The sequence below is a fragment of the Acidisoma sp. genome, from assembly GCF_965199065.1.
In the GTDB taxonomy this organism is placed as follows: Bacteria; Pseudomonadota; Alphaproteobacteria; order Acetobacterales; family Acetobacteraceae; genus Acidisoma.
In genome coordinates this window covers 1447324-1463175 of record NZ_CBDAQN010000003.1, presented here as the reverse complement: position 1 = coordinate 1463175, position 15852 = coordinate 1447324, and the positions used below count along the sequence as shown (strand labels likewise).

Sequence of the window (15852 nt, the reverse complement as noted above, 5' to 3'; positions counted from 1 at the left end):
GTCAGGAAGTCGATGGGCGCTGCAGCAAGGCGAGACCCACGATGGCTGCGGTCTCTGCCCGGAGAATACGGGGCCCGAGCGACGCCGGCACAAGAAAGGGAAGCCGACGCATTGCGTCAAGCTCCATGCGGTCGAACCCGCCCTCCGGCCCGATCAGCAGCGCGGCGGAACCGGCCTGCGGGCCAGGCGGCGCAGCCTCGCCGCGTTCGATGGCGGCGATCAGCGGGCGCCCGGCCGGCCAGTCCCGCAACGCGGCCTCCAGCGGCCGGGGCGGGTGGATCGCCGGCACGGTCAGGCGCTCGCATTGCTCGGCCGCCTCGATCGCGATCGCGCGAAGCCGCTCGGGGTTCGGCCGCGCCGGCTGGCTGCGGACCGTGATGACGGGGTGGATTTCCGCCACGCCCAGCTCCGTCGCCTTCTCGACCGCCCATTCCAGCGCCTCGCGCTTGATGATGGAGAGCAGCAGCCAGTGGTCGGGCCCGGCTGCCTGCGGGCGGAGCAGCGCCTCCGCCTCGGCCAGCGCGCCGCGCTTGCCCAGCGTCACGATGCGCGCCTGCCACTCCCCGTCGCGGCCATTGAACAGGCGCAGACGGTCGCCCACCGTCCGGCGCATGACGGTGCCGAGGTAGCGCGATTGTGCTTCCTCCAATAGGACGGAGGCGCCTTCGGCCAGGGCCGCCTGCACATGGAGACGGATTGACCCATGATCGGCTGAGGGGGATGGAGAGGTCATGGCGACGCACACAGATATCGAGGGTGGCGGCTGGGTCGGCAAGCTCCCTCGCGTCATGGCGCCCTATGCCATCCTGGCCCGGCTCGACCGCCCCATCGGCGCCTGGCTGCTATTCCTGCCCGGCCTCTGGAGCATCCTGCTGTCCCGCGCGCCCTGGCCGGAGACGCTGCGGCTGATCGTGCTCTTCGGCATCGGCTCCGTGGTCATGCGCAGCGCCGGCTGCGTCGTGAACGACGTCTGGGACCGCAAGATCGACCGGCTGGTGGCGCGCACCGCCGGGCGGCCCCTGGCCTCGGGCGCACTCTCCGTGCGGCAGGCGGCGGTTTTCCTCGCCGGATTGCTTTGCATCGGCCTCGCCATCCTGCTGAGCCTCAACGGGCGGGCGCAGATCCTCGGCGCCTCGTCGCTGATCCTGGTGGCGCTCTATCCGGCGGCCAAGCGCGTCACCTGGTGGCCGCAGGCGATGCTCGGCATCACCTTCGGCTTCGGCGCCCCGCTCGGCTATGTCGCCGCGACGCGGCATTTCGATCTCGCCGCTCTGCTGCTCTACCTCGCGGTGTTTTTCTGGATTCTCGGCTACGACACGATCTACGCGCATCAGGACCGGGAGGACGACGCGCTGGTCGGCGTCCGCTCGACCGCCCGCCTCTTTGCCGAAACCTCCCAGCCGTTCCTGGCGGTGTGCTTCGCGCTGACGGTCGGCTTGCTGGTCGCCTCCGGTGTGCTGGCGGGGCTGTCCGGTTGGTTCCTGGTGGTGCTGGTTCTGCCGGCGGGCCTGCTCGCGCGGGAGGTCTTGGCGCTGGACGTGAACGATCCCGGCCTTTGTCTCGCTTTGTTCAAGAGCAACAAGTGGGTGGGGTTGGCGGTCGGGCTGGCCCTGGTCGCCGGACGGCTGTGAGCCCAGAGGACTTCCTGCGCCGCCATACGCGTCTCACCCGCTCGGCGCTCGTCCCCGAAATCCGGCTGCACCTGGCCACCGAGATCACGCCCATTTGGCAGGCGACGGAGGCCTGGCTCGTGGAACAGGGCATCGAGCCGCCCTTCTGGGCCTTTGCCTGGCCGGGCAGCCAGGCCCTGGCGCGGATGGTGCTCGACCGCCCGGCGCTGGTCGCCGGCAAGCGGGTGCTGGATTTCGCCGCGGGCTGCGGGCTCGCGGCAATCGCCTGCGCGATGGCCGGCGCGGCCGTGGTGGAAGCGGCCGAGATCGACCCGCTGGCGATCGCGGCGACGCGCCTCAACGCGGCGGAGAACGGCGTGGCCGTGCTGGCCGAGACCCGCGATGTTGTCGGCGACGCCTGCCGCTGGGACCTCATCCTGTGCGGCGACGTCTGCTACGAGGCGCCGATGACAGGCCACATCCTGCCCTGGCTGCGGGAGATGGCGGCGGCCGGAGCGGAAGTCTGGATCGCCGATCCCGGGCGTGCCTACCTGCCGCGCGACGGCATGGAGGTCGTCGCCCGCATGATGGTGCCGACGACCCTGGAGCTGGAAGACACGCTCGAGCGCCCGGTCACGATCTACCGGCTACAATAAGCCTCCGCCAGCGGGCGCCGGTCTCAGCCGAGGTTGCCGATGGCTTAAGCCGCGCTACCGGCTCATCAGAACCGGCAGATCGGCGTTTTCCAGGATATGCCGCGTCACGCCGCCGAGGATGAGCTGGCGCAGGCGCGAATGCGAGTAGGCTCCCATCGACAAAAGGTCGGAGCCGAACTCCCGCGCGGCCCCGAGCAGGCCGGCGCCCACGGACTTGTCGATCGGGCGGAAGGTCGCGATCTCGGCGTGGATGTCGTGCAGGGCGAGGTAGGCTTCGAGATCGGCCGCGCCCGGCCCGCGCCGCTGATAATCCTCCGAGGTCAGGATGCGGACGGCCTCGGCCCGCTTCATCCACGGGATCGCCGCCTGGACCGCCGCGGACGACTCCGCGGTTCCATTCCAGCCGACGCAAATCCGGCGCCCTATGCTTTTCGGCGCGACGGGGGGCGCGACCAGAACGGGCCTGCCGCTGTCGAAGAGCACCGCATGCAGGGCATCCGAGGACGACACGTCCTGGCCCGCCTCGGGATGCGGGATGACGGCCACATCCGTCAGCCGCGCCTGCTGGGCAAGAATCTCCTCCTCGCGTCCCGCCACCGACACGAAGTTCGCCGTCGCGCCGCCGCCAGCGCGCGCCTCGCCCACCGCCACGCCATGCAAGGCGACTGCATGCTCGAACAGCACCCGCACGTCGTGGGCGCGGGTCGCGCTCTCCTTCTCGGTCGCGACCATCATGTCCTCGATCATGGCGCCGGAGAGCCCTTCGCCCGCCAGAGGCGCCACATCCCGCGCATCGACACGGACATGCAGCACCGTCAGGTGAGCGTTCCAGATGCGCGCGGCGTCCAGCCCCGTATCCAGCGCCGCCTTGCCGGCTGAGGTCTCGTTTAGAAGCAGGATCAGCTTGCGGATCGCCATGCTCGTTGGTCCATCCCCGTCGTTGGGCGTCAATTGTTCCTCTACTGTAGCATGTCGGAGCTCAGGGAAAGAGGCGGCCCGTCGACCAGGGCGCCCCGGGCGCTCCACGGCTGAAAATCAGCCGGTCGTGCAGCCGGTACGGCATCTCCCGCCAGAACTCGAACCGGTGCGGCATGACGCGAAACCCCGACCAGTGCGGCGGCCGCGCCACGTCGTCGGTCGGGAAGCGCGCCTCGGCCTCGGCCAGCCGCCGCTCCAGCTCCACACGCTCGGCAAGCGGGCGCGACTGGTCCGAGGCCCAGGCGCCGATCTTCGACAGGCGAGGGCGCGATACGAAGTAGGCATCCGCCTCCTCGGGCGTCACCCGCTCCACCTGACCCTCGATGCGGATCTGCCGCTGGAGCGACTTCCAGTGAAAAACCAGCGTCGCCCTCGGGTCGGCCGCAAGTTCTTCCCCCTTCCGGCTCTCGTAATTCGTGTAGAAGACAAAGCCGCGCGCATCCTGGCCTTTCAGCAGAACGATCCGGGCATCCGGCGCGCCATCCGGCCCTATGGTCGCCAGCGTCATCGCAGTGGGGTCGTTGATTTCCGTGCGGCGGGCGTCGGCCAGCCACTCGGAGAAGAGGGTGAAGGGGTCGGCGCTCGGCAGGGACGATTGGGACATCGGTGCGGTGGTCCTTAATGCTGACGAACGTGAACGGGCGCTGGGTGCCGGGCCGCAATGTGGCGTGGCGGCGCCGGGCGGCCAAGGTGCCTTCATGCAGCGCCGACCGGCTTTCCAGGAGGCGCCTCTTGTGGGTGAGGGGCTGCCTGTGCCAGGACGCGCTTCGCCCGGACCCGGCTTCGCCACCGTGCCCATTGCCGTCAACCAACCAGCCCAGAAGAGGTCCAGCATGTCCGCAGACGCCCCAGCCGCCATGACTGCCGCCTCGCCCGCCCGCGGAACGCTCATGGCGGGAAAGCGCGGCGTGGTGATGGGCGTCGCCAACGACCGGTCGATTGCCTGGGGCATCGCCGCCGCTTGCGCCGCCCAGGGCGCCGAAATCGCCTTTACCTATCAGGGCGAGGCGCTGGAGAAGCGTGTGCGGCCGCTGGCGGAGAGCGTCGGCTCCAGCCTCGTGCTGCCCTGCGACGTGGGCACCGAGGAGAGCATCGACAGCGCCTTCGCGGCGGTCGAACAGGCCTGGGGCAAGATCGACTTCCTCGTCCACGCCATCGGCTGGGCGGACAAGGCCTACCTGCGCGGCCGGTATGTGGACACGCCGCGCGCCGCCTTCCTGCAGGCGCTCGACATCTCCTGCTACAGTTTCGTGGCTGTCGCCCAGCGCGCCGAGCGAATGATGAACGACGGCGGCTCGATGCTCACGCTCACTTATCTAGGGGCCGAGCGTGTCATGCCTCACTATAACGTGATGGGCGTGGCCAAGGCGGCGCTCGAAGCCTCCGTGCGCTACCTCGCCGCCGACCTCGGCGAGCGCAACATCCGCGTCAACGCCATCAGCGCTGGCCCGATCAAGACGCTCGCCGCCAGCGGCATCGGGGACTTCCGCTACATCCTCAAATGGAACGAGTTGAACGCGCCGCTTACGCGAAACGTAACGACCGAGGAGGTCGGCGGCTCCGGCCTCTACCTTCTGTCGCATCTCGCGGCGGGCGTGACCGGCGAGGTCCATCACGTCGACTGCGGCTACCACATCGTCGGCATGAAGAACCCGGCGGCGCCAGACATCGCCAGCGTCATCGGCTAGGCCGACGGGGGGCTGACGCCTTGTCCCACAACACCTTCGGCCATCTGTTCCGTGTCACGACCTGGGGCGAGAGCCACGGGCCCGCGATCGGCTGCGTGGTGGATGGATGCCCGCCGCTCATTCCGCTGAGCGAGGCCGATATCCAGCCGTTCCTGGACCGCCGGCGTCCGGGGCAGTCGCGCTTCACCACCCAGCGGCAGGAGCCGGACCAGGTGCGTATCCTGTCCGGCGTCTTCGAGGGGCGGACGACGGGCACGCCCATCGCGCTGCAGATCGAGAACGTCGATCAGCGGTCGAAGGATTACAGCAACATCGCCCGCAGCTTCCGGCCCGGCCATGCCGACCTCACCTACGACCTGAAATACGGCATCCGCGACTACCGCGGCGGCGGCCGGTCCTCGGCGCGGGAAACCGCAATGCGGGTCGCGGCCGGCGCCATCGCCCGCAAGGTGCTGGGGGAGCGGGTCATTGTCCGTGGAGCCATGGTGAGCCTGGGCGCCGACGCCGTCGACCGCACTCGCTGGGACTGGGCGGCGGTCGAAGCCAACGACTTCTTCTGCCCCGATCCCGTGGCGGCGCTGGCCTGGGAGACGACACTCACCCAAATCCGCAAGGAAGGCTCCTCCATCGGCGCCGTGGTCGAGATTGTCGCCGAGGGCGTGCCGCCCGGCCTGGGCGCTCCCATCTACGGCAAGCTCGACGCCGACCTCGCGGGCGCGCTCATGAGCATCAACGCGGTCAAGGGCGTCGAGATCGGGGACGGTTTCGCGGCTGCCGCATTGCGCGGCGAGGACAATGCGGACGAAATCCGCATCGGGGCTGACGGCCGGCCTGTATTCCTCTCCAACCACGCCGGCGGCGTGTTGGGCGGCATCTCCTCGGGGCAGCCGCTGGTCGCCCGGTTCGCCGTCAAGCCGACCAGCTCGATCCTGACGCCGCGCCGCTCGATCGACGATCAAGGAGCGGAGACGGATGTCGCGACGAAAGGCCGGCACGATCCGTGCGTCGGAATACGCGCCGTGCCCGTCGGCGAGGCGATGATGGCCATTGTTCTTGCCGACCATCTGCTGCGGCACCGTGCCCAAAATGCTACGGAGAAATAAAGAGTTTGCAATCACATGTCTGTGTTGCCTAACTTCATTGAGAGCTAGGTCCACATCTCGTATTTGTGATTCATGACCAGAACCTTGTCTGCCGAGAACCTGAAGCAGTCCAGCCGAGACTTTCCCGTCACGGCGCTCTCTCCCATCGAGCAGTTCGTCATGTTCGTGGGCCCGGATATCTGGGCCGCCCGCCTTTCGGACATCGCCGCGCGATCCGCCGCCGCGAACCGGGCGAGCGGCGTCATCAAGCAGACCCATGCGCTGGAGCTGGCGCTGGAGCGGATGCGCAGCCGCGCCGTCGGAGGTGGTGCGGGCGCAATACCGTCGATCGCCGAGCAGAAGCTGCATGAGATCCTCGCCGAAGCCGTTTCGGCGATAGAACGTCTTTCCCCGGCGGGCGTGGAGCGGCTGCGCGAGCGTCTGCGGACTGCGCTGAGCGGCGACCGCAGCCTGGTTGCGAGCTTTCACCTGTTCCGAACCGCCGCGCTGCATCAGGCGCGTGGCTTCGCCGTCTTCTTCACGGGCCTCGAGCAAGGCACGCCGTATGACTTCCTTCTCAGCCGGGACGGCGTCGAGATGGAATGCGTTTGCGAAACGATCTCGGCCGAGGCCGGGCGCGATGTGCATCGCCGTGCCTGGGCCCATTTCTGCGACCGGGTCGAGGGCCGGATGAAGCCGTGGCTCGGCACGCGGCCGGGCCGCTACCTGCTCAAGATGACCCTGGCGCGCGGCCTGCGGGACGGGCGTCCCGAACTCGTCGAGAGTCTGCATGCGCGCGTGCTCGCCATGTTGGCGGCCGGCACGCGCCTGGACCAGGACGAGACGGCGGTGCTGCGCGTGGAGCCGCTGGCCATGTCCGGCACCAGCCCGACGGTCGAGAGCCTGATGACCCGGCTGCGGCGCGAGTTCGGGCCCGAAGCCCATCTGTCGGTGTCGGCATCTGCCGATGGCGTGTGGGCGATGGCGGCGCGGGCCGGCCGGCGCAATGAGGTGGCGGCGGTCATCCGGGCCCACCTCGACACTCTTGCGCCAGGGCGCGTTTCCGGCGAACGGCCGGCGCTTCTGTCCCTGTTCGTCGAGGATCTTGATCGCGCCGAGTGGCGTGGCCTTCGCGAAAGCCTCGAGCTTGAAGGCGCAGCCCGCCACTTCATGACGTGCAACGGCGCGGCGGCCGTCGTCGCGGTGACCTGCTACAGCCGCATGGAGATGTTCGGGCTCACCGGGCCCGATGCCGTGGCGGAGGGCGAGTTGCGTTTCCGTAATCCCGCTCATCCGGCCGCGAAGAATCCTGCTCTGGCGCCGGCGATCCTGTCCTCGGTTTAACGCTTTTGGGCAGTGCCTCTGGAAGATGCTGCCCTAAAACCCAATATCGCTGTTGTTCCGCGGGATTGTATCGAGGCCCGCGGCTGAATAGAGGCGGTAGAGGATGATGCAGCGCACGATCGGGTGGAAATTGGAAGAACTGGACCGGATCCTGAACGATCCGACCGCGCCAATGGAAGCGGATCGCGTTTGGTCTCTCCTGGACGATGTTTCGGCCAGCTTTGGGATCGACGAACAGATTGGCTCCGCGGGCTCGAAATGCGTATCCGGCGGGCCGTGATAGCCTAGTCCGACTTGACGGCGCCGATCAGGAATTCGTGGTTGCCCTCCGGCCCGGTGATGGGGCTTTCACTTATTCCCGCGACCCGCCAGCCGGGGAGCCTGGACCACCACGTCCCGATGCGCTCGCAGACTTCCTCCCTTACCGATGGTTCTGTCACTACGCCGCGTGGGCCGATTTCATGCGGTGCCGCCTCGAACTGGGGCTTGATCAGGGCAATGGCCCAGGCTCCTGGCTCGCACAGCCCCAGGGCAGCAGGCAGCACGGCGGTCAGGCCAATGAAGCTGGCATCGCAGACGAGCGCCCGAACGGGTTCCGGCACTTCTCTGGCGGTAAGCAGGCGGGCGTTGGTCTTCTCCCGGACAACTACCCTCGGGTCGCTACGAAGCTTCCATGCCAGCTGTCCGTGACCGACGTCGACTGCGTAAACCTTCGCCGCACCTGCGGACAGCAAGACGTCGGTGAAGCCGCCGGTTGAGGCGCCGATGTCGAGGCACACGCGCCCCTCTGCCGCGAAGCCGAAATGGGTGAGGCCGTGCGCGAGCTTCACGCCTCCGCGCGAGACCCAGGGGTGATCCTGGCCCTTCAGGGTGATGCTCGCATCCTCAGGCAGCAGATCGCCCGCCTTGGCGATGCGGCGCGTCTCGATGAAAGCCTGTCCAGCCATGATGACGGCCTGAGCGCGGGCTAGGCTTTCGACGAGCCCTCGATCCGTCAGAAGCTTATCGGCGCGCACCCGGCGCGGCTTGGCGGCGGCCACGGCTGTCGCGTCGGTCGGTAAACGGATGGTCAGTCGTTCACGGGATAGGCGGCGAGCAGCCGTTTCTGCTGCCGCCACATCCGGAGCAGCGTGAAGAACGGCGTCGACCGATGCCCCAGTGCGCGGTTGGCAGCGGCGATCTCGAACGCAGAGCGGTAGTGGAAGAACTGCGCCGCATAGGCTTCACGCAGCGTCGTCTGCGGATCCCAGATGTGGGTGGCTTCAGAGCCTACGCCATTGATCTCGATGATGCGGAAGGCGTCGCCGGCGCGCAGCTCGCCGGTCGAGGCGTAGCGGATGTCGAAGCGGCCGAAATGGAAGTTGGGGATCGAGCGCGCGATCTCGTCGATCCGGGCTGTCAGTTCCCGCGTCACGAGCTTGGCGCCGTTCCGGAAGGTAGAGCCCTTGCAGTGGTTGCCGACGAAGACGAGCTTCACGCGCTCGCCGGCGGCCGGCACCTCGTGCAGCCGGGCGGCGAGCCGCGGCAGATAGAGATGCGGCACCTGGGCACAACGAGGCTCGGCCATGATGAGCTGACGCAGGTTGGAGCGGCCGTCGCCGACGACAACGGGCGATGACTTCAGCGTCACGGATGTGATGGCGCCGGTCTTCTCGCCCGGGCGGCGAATGTAGAAGATGCCAGCTTCGGCCTCGTGCGGAATGAGCGCCTGGAGCATGACGCGAGCCAGGCGGGGGAAGGCGGCGAGGTAGCGGGCGAGATCCGCCCGGTTGTCGACAAGACAGACGCCGGTGCCGTTGCAGCCGATGTCCGGTTTCACGACAACGGGGAAGTCGAGGCTGGCGGCGCGCATTGCGGCTTCGGCGACGCCCAGGTCATCCGACTCCGGGAAGGCGCCGGTCGTACACACGGTGTAAGGCGCAATCCAGTCGCGCGCCGCGCCGCCGATCTGGTCGAGGATCGACTGCTTAGACTCGCCGCATAGGCCGCCGGCCTCGATACCGGGGTTGGCGGCTGTTGCCAGGATCGGGTTGCCGTAGCGGATGCCGAGGCCGATCCATTGCAGCACAATCGGTGTGTATGCGATCCAGCCGGGCCAGAACTCGAAGAAAGAGGTCAGACGCTCCGGACGTGGCGCGGACGGAGAACGACGGAGACGGGAAAGAGCCGTCGAAGACGCCTGGAGCTCGCTCACGTCGTCTCTTTTCCTCTCAACTGCTGGGCGAAGAAACGGCTGGCGCCCAGGAGCACGATGCAAAAAACGGCAATGCCGGCCCAGCGCCACGCGCCGAGATAGCTCATTATGTAGTGCCCGAGCTTCATCGATATGGTGAAGAGCAGGCTTGTCCATATCAACGTGGCGAAGATCGCCGTCAGGGCGAAGACCACGAACGAGGTCCGCAGGAAGCCACACGTCGTATAAGTGGGTAGGCGGAGGCCAGGCAAGAAGCGGCTGACCAAAATTACGCGGGCGAGGCGGCTGTTGAGCCAGTCGCGCCCTATATCACGCCGTCTTGCAGGGATGAAACGCTCGAGCCAAGGCACCGAGGCCGCCAGCCGGCCGGCTCCGTAAAGCCCGAGGTCGCCGAGGATTATCCCCGCATAGAGCGAGAAGAGCCCTATCTGCAGCGACATCGCGCCGTCCTGCACCTGCATGGCGGTGACGACCGTTGCGGCGTCTTCCAGGATGAAGGTCGCGCCGATCACCGACAGCACCTGCACGATCGGGTGCCGCAGAACCGCCGAAACGAAGATAAGAAGAGAGGACATCAATCGGGCGTCTGGGCAGAGCGTTCGGGCGGCCGCGCGAGGATCATGAAAGCGTATCACCCGAACGGCCGCCAAAACCAAGCGGATTATCGGCGTCTCCCTCCGGCTCGCCGTTCTTGGCGGCCTCGCTTCGCGCGGCGATAACAGCATCATGCGAGCTTCCGATTTCCGCGCGGGTGTCCTGGTCCTCGTTCTGGGCGTGGTGGCGCTGGCGACGGCTTTCGGCGCCCAGGGCTTGCTGGGCATGGCCCCGTGCGAGCTCTGCCTGTGGGAACGGTGGCCGTATCGCGTTCTGATCGTGCTCGGGGTGGTGGCGCTCTGCGTCCCGCCGCGCCCGCGCCGGGTCCTCCTTTGGCTTGCAGGCCTCACGCTTCTTTGCGGTGCGGGGATCGGCTTTCTGCATGTCGGCGTGGAGCGACATTGGTGGCCAAGCCCTCTGCCGGAATGCAATGCCTCGAATATCGTGGCGCGGAGCGTCGGCGGCCTCATCGCGAACCTGCCCGCGGCGCCCGCGAAACCATGCGACGCGCCCAACTTCCTGATCCCGGGCCTGCCGATATCCTTCGCGGCGATGGATTTTATTCTGGCCGCAGTGTGCGCGGTCGCTCTCCTGGCCTATCTTAGTCGAAGCAGAGCGGGATGAACGGGTTATGAGCAGCGCTGAGATGGGGGAGGACATGGGTTCGCAATCCGGACGCCTGCCAGGGGATGCGACGCCGCGAGCGGTGATCGAGCGCATCATCCGCGTCGATCATGCGGGCGAGTTCGGCGCCGGGCAGATCTATGCCGGCCAGATCGCCGTGCTCGGGCGTGGCGACAAGGGCGATCTCCTGCGCCACATGGCGGCCCAGGAGAAGGTCCATCTGGAGAGCTTCAGCAAGCTCATCGTCGAGCGGCGGGTGCGCCCGACCGCGTTGCTGCCGTTATGGCGGCTGGCGGGGTTCGCCCTCGGTGCGGCGACGGCCGCCATGGGCACGCGGGCGGCCATGGCCTGCACCGTCGCGGTGGAGGAGGCGATCGACGAACACTATGCCGCGCAAGCCGCGGATCTCACCGAGGAAGAGGCGCCGCTGCGGGAGATGATCGAGACCTTCCGGGCGGAAGAACTCGAGCACCGCGACATCGGGCTGGAGAACGAGGCGGAACTGGCTCCTGCCTATCGTGTCCTCTCGGCCGTCATCAAGCTCGGCTGCCGCGCCGCCATTCGTGTCAGCGAAACAATCTGACGGCCTGAGAACGAAAGTTCATTTGACTTTCAGACCCCTGCTGCGGCTTCTTCACGCAGTTTTCGATCTGGCGGAGAGTGTCTGATGCGGGCGTGGCGAGGCTGTCTCTCGGTCCTGGGCGCGGGCGTGCTTGCTCTCTGCGCTCTTGCGCGCCCGGCGGCTGCCGACGACCTCAAGGCTGGGCACCTCAAGATCGCCTTCGTCATCAACTCCAACAGCGCCTCGATCGACGAGATCAACGTCGATACACACAACCTTATCCGCACGGTGCCTGTCTACCGCGAGCCGCACCACATGGCGCTGACGCCCGACGGGCGGTCCCTCGTTGTGGGGGACACGACGGGCAACGCGCTTTTCTTCCTCGATCCGCGCACCGGCGTCCTCCAGCGCAACATCACCATGAGCGATCCGTATCAGATCGTGTTCAGCCCCGACGGGCGCTACCTGACTGTCGCCGGCCTCGCGCGCGACCAGATCGACATCTACGACGCGCAGACGATGCAGCTGCTGCACCGCATCCCCGCCCACACGATGCCGAGCCACATCAACTACGCGCCGGACTCGCGCACGGTCTTCGTCAGCTTGCAGGTCTCCGGCCAACTCATCGCGATCGATACCGCCAGCGGCCGGGTCGAATGGCAGAAGCCGGTCGGCAACACACCGGCCGGCGTGCTGTGGCACAACGGCATGCTGATGGTCGGCATCATGGGCGAGGCCCATGTCGCGGAGGTTGATCCGGCCACCGGCAGCGTCATCGGCACGATCCCGACGAAGCCGGGCGCGCATGTCATGTTCATCCCGCCCGGCGGCCGGATCATCTACGTCACCGACCGCGAGAGCGGATACATCTCGATCCTCGACGCGAAAACGCTGGCGGTGCTGAAAACCTTCCACATGCCCGGCGGCCCCGACGACATGGACTTCGCGCCCGACGGCACCATCTGGGCGACGCTCCGCTGGGCGCATAGCGTGGCGCTGATCGACCCCAAGACGTTCACCTTCACGACGATCCGCGTTGGCCGGTCGCCGCATGGCATCTGGCTGAACACGCACGACCCGAAGATCTGGCAGACGACCGTCGCGAGCGCTCAATGAGCTTCCAGGATTTCCTGCTCGATCCGTTCGACACCCTGGCCGGCTGGCTGCAGGGTAATCTGCTCCTGCCATTGCTTTGGCATCTCGGTCTCAGCGCCTGGGAGGATATCTCCTACGGCTGGGCGCTGGTGGCGCTGTACGGGATCGCGCAGGTCGGCATCACACTCGCTCTGTCGATGCCGGCGGAACGCTTCGCCCCGCTGGAGCGCTGGGTCCGGCGCGAGAGCGTCGGCACCGACATATTCTATACGTTGCTCCAGCGCATCGGCGTGCTGCCGCTCGTCACCTTCGTGCTGTTCTACATCGTGCAGACCTGGCTCAACGGGTTCCTGACCGACGAGGGCATCGTCCCGCCGACGATCGAGCGCGCGCTGCCGTTCCTGCTCGGCCACCCGATCCTCACGCTGATCACTTACCTGATCATCCTGGATTTCGCCGAGTATTGGCGGCACCGGCTCTCGCATCGCTTCTACTGGTGGTATGCGCTGCATTCGCTCCATCATGCCCAGCGGCAGATGACCTTCTGGTCCGACGACCGCAATCATCTGCTGGACGACCTGATGTCGGGCGTCTGGTTTGGCGTTGTCGCACTGGCCATCGGCGTGCCGCCGCTCCAGTTCCCCATGTTGGTGCTGACCGTGCGGGTGCTGGAAAGTTTCAGCCACGCCAACACCCGCGTCTATTTCGGCTGGCTCGGCGAACGGCTGCTCATCTCGCCGCGCTTTCACCGCGCGCATCATAGCGTGAAGGCGGCCGGGCAGCGCAGCTGCAACTACGGCGCGACGCTCCCCTGGTGGGACATGATGTTCGGCACCGCGGATTTCGGGCGCGAATATATCCGCACCGGCGATCCTTCCGCCGAGGAAGCGCTGCACACCGGCAATTACATCGAACAGCAGGCGGCGGGCCTGCGCCGCTTCATCCGTGCGCTCCGTGGCCGTCGGGGCCGTCGGGCTGCCCAAGCCTGATCGCCCGGAGTTTCCGGGACTACCGCTGCAGGTAGCTGCCTAAGTCGCCGGCCGACATCGGCGCGCTGAAGACGCTGCCCTGGCCGTCGTCCACGCCCAGCTTCTGCAGCGTCGCCCGCTGCGCCTCGGTATCGACGCCGTCGGCGCAGACCCTCAACCCCAGCATGTGCGAGCTATCGATCACGGCCCGGACGATGGTGAGGCTGTCCTCGTCCACGGGCAGGCCGCGCAGCATCACCCGGTCCACCTTCAACGCCGTCAGAGGGATCGCCCGAAGCGCCGTCAGGCTGGCGAAGATATGGCCGAACTCGTCCAGCAGAAGGTGCACCCCGATATCGCGTAGGCTCGCAAAGGCGATGTCCGCGTCATCCTCCAGGCTGAAGACGAGATTTTCGGGAATGGACAGTTCCAGGCGCTCAGGGGCAAGGCCTGTGGCGTCCAGCGCCGCGGCGATCTGGAGGCAGAGTTCCTCGGCGCGCAGCTGGGTCGCCACCAGCTTGACCGAGAGGCGCAGGTCGTGGCGCTCCCATCCCGCGGCCTCCGCACAGGCCGTGCGAAAAATCCACGCGCTCAGCAGGCTCGACAATCCGCGCTCGATCGTGGGGATGGCCGGCATCGGAAGGTGGCTCGGCGCGCCAAGGCGGCGAAAAGGCCATCCAAGGGTTGCCTCCACCGCGCACAGGCTTCCCGTTTTCATGTCGTGGCGCGGCTGGAAGTCGAGCACCAGCGCCTCGCGCGCGACGGCTCTCCGTAGCTCCGCTTGCATCCGCCGCTCGACGGCGCCTGCTGGCGCCGTAGGGGCCGCCGGGGGGTGAGGAGAGTGCAGCCGAACCTCCTCGATGGTTGCGTTGAAAGATCACAGGCTAGATTACAGCGCTGCTGTCACCGTTCGGTTAAGGCCGGGCGCTTCGATCAGCGTCCGGAGATCTTTTCGAAGCGATAGGGGCTGTCGCCGCGTGTCAGCGGGTCGAGCGCCAGGCGATGCTCCAGCGGCGGAAAGGCGCGGCTGCGGCAATGCGTGCGGTCGCAGAGCCGGCAGGAGAGGCCGATGCCGACGGCCGCGTGCCCGACATCGATGCCGTCGGCATAGACGACTTCGCCGGCGTGGGCGATGTCGCAGCCCATGGCAATGACATGGACAGGCTTCGGCTCCGCCCAGGAGGAGGCCATGCGCGAGACGCTGCGCGCGAAGCACAGGAAGGTGCCGCCGTCCGGCAGCTGCGCCACCTGCACGCGCACGACGCTGGGCGTGGCAAATGCCGAATGCACCACCCAACGCGGGCAGGAGCCGCCATAGCGGGCAAAGGGAAAGCCGGCGGCGGAAAACCGCTTCGACACGTTGCCCGCGGGGTCGAGACGCAGGAAGAAGAAGGGCACCCCGCGCTCGCCCGGCCGCTGCAGGGTGGAGAGCCGGTGGCACGCCTGCTCGAAGGAGACGCAGAAGCGCGCCGCGAGCGCCTCCACGTCATGGCGGAGCGTGCGCGCCGAGGCGAGGTAGGCGCTGTAGGGCATCAGCAGGCAGCCCGCGGCGTAGTTGAGCAGGCCGATGCGGATCAGCGATCCGGCCTCGGCCGAGGATGGGCTGAGCGCCATGACGACCTGTTCGACGACATCGCGCGCCTCCAGCAGCATGAGCTGGAAGGCGAGCTGGAAGCCGCGGCTTTCTCGCGGCAGTTGCTCCGAGAGCGTCAGGCTGCGCACCACCGGGTCATAGAGCCGCAGCGCATTCTGCAGCGGCGCCACGCGGACGGAAACGCCATGCCGCCGCCGCAACGACTCCGCGACGGCGTGGTTCATCTCCGCGGGCGCGGCGGCGAGTTCCTTGCCTACGCGTTCGGCGGCGGCCTCAAGCTCGGGGAAGTGGTTCGTGCGCTCATGGAAGGCGTCCCGTGCCTCCTCCGTCGGCAGCAGGATGCGCCGGCCCGACGGAAGCGCGATGCCGCTGGCATCCTCCGAGGCCACACGCCAGGCACGGTAGAGCGCGAGCACCGCCCGTGCAGCACCCGGCAAAGCGGCGAGCGCCTCGATCTCGGTCTCCGGCACCGGCTCGCTGCCCAGCAGGGCGTCCGCGAACGTCTCCCGCAGGCCGGTTTCGATTTGCCGTTCCTGCGCGCCCGAGAGAGTGGCGAGATCGACCCGCAGGATCTCGGCGAGCTTGATGAGGAGGGTCGCGGTGACCTTCCGCTGATCGTGCTCGATGAGGTTGAGATAGCTCGCGGAGATGCCGAGGCGGCTGGCCAGCGCCTGCTGCGACAGCGTCATCTCCAGCCGCAGCCGGCGAACGGTCCGGCCGATGGGCGCCCGCGACATCCTTTACAGCCTTTACAAAACAGCGGTGATTTGCGTCGAGACAGCAACGGCTTTCGCCGTTCTGGCTCAGAATGACGATCCACATACAGGCGCGCAATGTTAAGTTTTGACGACGCTGAAGCCTGA

At 67.5% G+C, this 15852-nt stretch carries 18 protein-coding genes; 10 read left to right on the top strand and 8 right to left on the bottom strand.

The features are described 5' to 3' along the window. Window position 1 precedes the first annotated feature (1 nt). Entirely contained in the window at window positions 2-733 is a 732-nt protein-coding gene (locus ACOEQ1_RS14900) for a 16S rRNA (uracil(1498)-N(3))-methyltransferase (RefSeq protein ID WP_419760026.1), read from the bottom strand. Here ACOEQ1_RS14900 and ubiA point away from each other — a divergent pair. Together ubiA and ACOEQ1_RS14890 are read left to right on the top strand one after the other, a co-directional pair. Further along, window positions 732-1631 (top strand): 4-hydroxybenzoate octaprenyltransferase, encoded by a 900-nt coding sequence (ubiA, locus tag ACOEQ1_RS14895; protein WP_419760025.1) that lies wholly within the window; start codon window positions 732-734, stop codon window positions 1629-1631. The two genes, ACOEQ1_RS14900 and ubiA, sit on opposite strands and share 2 nt — an antisense overlap. Further along, window positions 1628-2266, top strand: a complete 639-nt coding sequence (locus tag ACOEQ1_RS14890; protein ID WP_419760024.1) for a class I SAM-dependent methyltransferase — start codon at window positions 1628-1630, stop codon at window positions 2264-2266. Before ubiA ends, ACOEQ1_RS14890 begins: the two co-directional genes overlap by 4 nt. 54 nt (window positions 2267-2320) lie before the next feature. Here the strand turns inward: ACOEQ1_RS14890 and ACOEQ1_RS14885 are convergent, their stop codons facing one another. Together ACOEQ1_RS14885 and pdxH are read right to left on the bottom strand one after the other, a co-directional pair. Continuing rightward, on the bottom strand, window positions 2321-3184 hold the full coding sequence (locus ACOEQ1_RS14885; RefSeq protein ID WP_419760023.1) for a universal stress protein: 864 nt from the start codon (window positions 3182-3184) through the stop codon (window positions 2321-2323). A gap of 61 nt (window positions 3185-3245) precedes the next feature. Further along, window positions 3246-3848, bottom strand: a complete 603-nt coding sequence (gene pdxH, locus ACOEQ1_RS14880) for a pyridoxamine 5'-phosphate oxidase (protein WP_419760022.1) — start codon at window positions 3846-3848, stop codon at window positions 3246-3248. Between the two features lie 229 nt (window positions 3849-4077). Here pdxH and fabI point away from each other — a divergent pair, with 229 nt between their 5' ends. The 4 genes from fabI (at window position 4078) to ACOEQ1_RS14860 (ending at window position 7638) form a co-directional block, all read left to right on the top strand. Continuing rightward, window positions 4078-4932, top strand: coding sequence for an enoyl-ACP reductase FabI (fabI, locus tag ACOEQ1_RS14875; RefSeq protein WP_419760021.1), 855 nt, complete (start codon window positions 4078-4080; stop codon window positions 4930-4932). A 20-nt stretch (window positions 4933-4952) separates the two neighbouring features. Beyond that, window positions 4953-6035, top strand: coding sequence for a chorismate synthase (gene aroC / locus ACOEQ1_RS14870; protein ID WP_419760020.1), 1083 nt, complete (start codon window positions 4953-4955; stop codon window positions 6033-6035). A gap of 84 nt (window positions 6036-6119) precedes the next feature. Further along, a complete protein-coding gene (locus tag ACOEQ1_RS14865) occupies window positions 6120-7358 on the top strand; it encodes a hypothetical protein (RefSeq protein WP_419760019.1) in 1239 nt (412 codons plus the stop codon). 103 nt (window positions 7359-7461) lie between these two features. Continuing rightward, window positions 7462-7638 (top strand): hypothetical protein, encoded by a 177-nt coding sequence (locus tag ACOEQ1_RS14860; protein WP_419760018.1) that lies wholly within the window; start codon window positions 7462-7464, stop codon window positions 7636-7638. 4 nt (window positions 7639-7642) lie between these two features. On the opposite strand, the gene ACOEQ1_RS14855 is transcribed toward ACOEQ1_RS14860, so the two are convergent. From ACOEQ1_RS14855 to ACOEQ1_RS14845, 3 genes are all read right to left on the bottom strand, one after another. Next, window positions 7643-8398: a TlyA family RNA methyltransferase gene (locus ACOEQ1_RS14855; RefSeq protein WP_419760017.1), complete on the bottom strand. Its 756-nt coding sequence runs from the start codon at window positions 8396-8398 to the stop codon at window positions 7643-7645. 29 nt (window positions 8399-8427) lie between these two features. After that, window positions 8428-9477 carry a D-alanine--D-alanine ligase gene (locus ACOEQ1_RS14850; RefSeq protein ID WP_419760706.1) on the bottom strand — a complete coding sequence of 350 codons (1050 nt, stop codon included), beginning with the start codon at window positions 9475-9477 and terminating at the stop codon, window positions 8428-8430. 71 nt (window positions 9478-9548) lie between these two features. Beyond that, window positions 9549-10127: a DedA family protein gene (locus ACOEQ1_RS14845; RefSeq protein ID WP_419760016.1), complete on the bottom strand. Its 579-nt coding sequence runs from the start codon at window positions 10125-10127 to the stop codon at window positions 9549-9551. A 151-nt stretch (window positions 10128-10278) separates the two neighbouring features. Between ACOEQ1_RS14845 and ACOEQ1_RS14840 the strand changes: the two genes are divergently transcribed. The 4 genes from ACOEQ1_RS14840 (at window position 10279) to ACOEQ1_RS14825 (ending at window position 13416) form a co-directional block, all read left to right on the top strand. Then, a complete protein-coding gene (locus ACOEQ1_RS14840; protein ID WP_419760015.1) occupies window positions 10279-10770 on the top strand; it encodes a disulfide bond formation protein B in 492 nt (163 codons plus the stop codon). 7 nt (window positions 10771-10777) lie between these two features. Continuing rightward, on the top strand, window positions 10778-11353 hold the full coding sequence (locus ACOEQ1_RS14835; RefSeq protein WP_419760014.1) for a demethoxyubiquinone hydroxylase family protein: 576 nt from the start codon (window positions 10778-10780) through the stop codon (window positions 11351-11353). Between the two features lie 84 nt (window positions 11354-11437). Continuing rightward, window positions 11438-12448: a YncE family protein gene (locus tag ACOEQ1_RS14830; RefSeq protein ID WP_419760013.1), complete on the top strand. Its 1011-nt coding sequence runs from the start codon at window positions 11438-11440 to the stop codon at window positions 12446-12448. Beyond that, window positions 12445-13416 (top strand): sterol desaturase family protein, encoded by a 972-nt coding sequence (locus ACOEQ1_RS14825; RefSeq protein WP_419760012.1) that lies wholly within the window; start codon window positions 12445-12447, stop codon window positions 13414-13416. The genes ACOEQ1_RS14830 and ACOEQ1_RS14825 overlap by 4 nt, the downstream gene beginning before the upstream one ends. Before the next feature lie 19 nt (window positions 13417-13435). Here the strand turns inward: ACOEQ1_RS14825 and ACOEQ1_RS14820 are convergent, their stop codons facing one another. Together ACOEQ1_RS14820 and ACOEQ1_RS14815 are read right to left on the bottom strand one after the other, a co-directional pair. Further along, window positions 13436-14182 carry an EAL domain-containing protein gene (locus tag ACOEQ1_RS14820; protein WP_419760011.1) on the bottom strand — a complete coding sequence of 249 codons (747 nt, stop codon included), beginning with the start codon at window positions 14180-14182 and terminating at the stop codon, window positions 13436-13438. 146 nt (window positions 14183-14328) lie between these two features. Next, entirely contained in the window at window positions 14329-15726 is a 1398-nt protein-coding gene (locus ACOEQ1_RS14815) for a helix-turn-helix domain-containing protein (RefSeq protein ID WP_419760010.1), read from the bottom strand. Window positions 15727-15852: the final 126 nt, after the last annotated feature.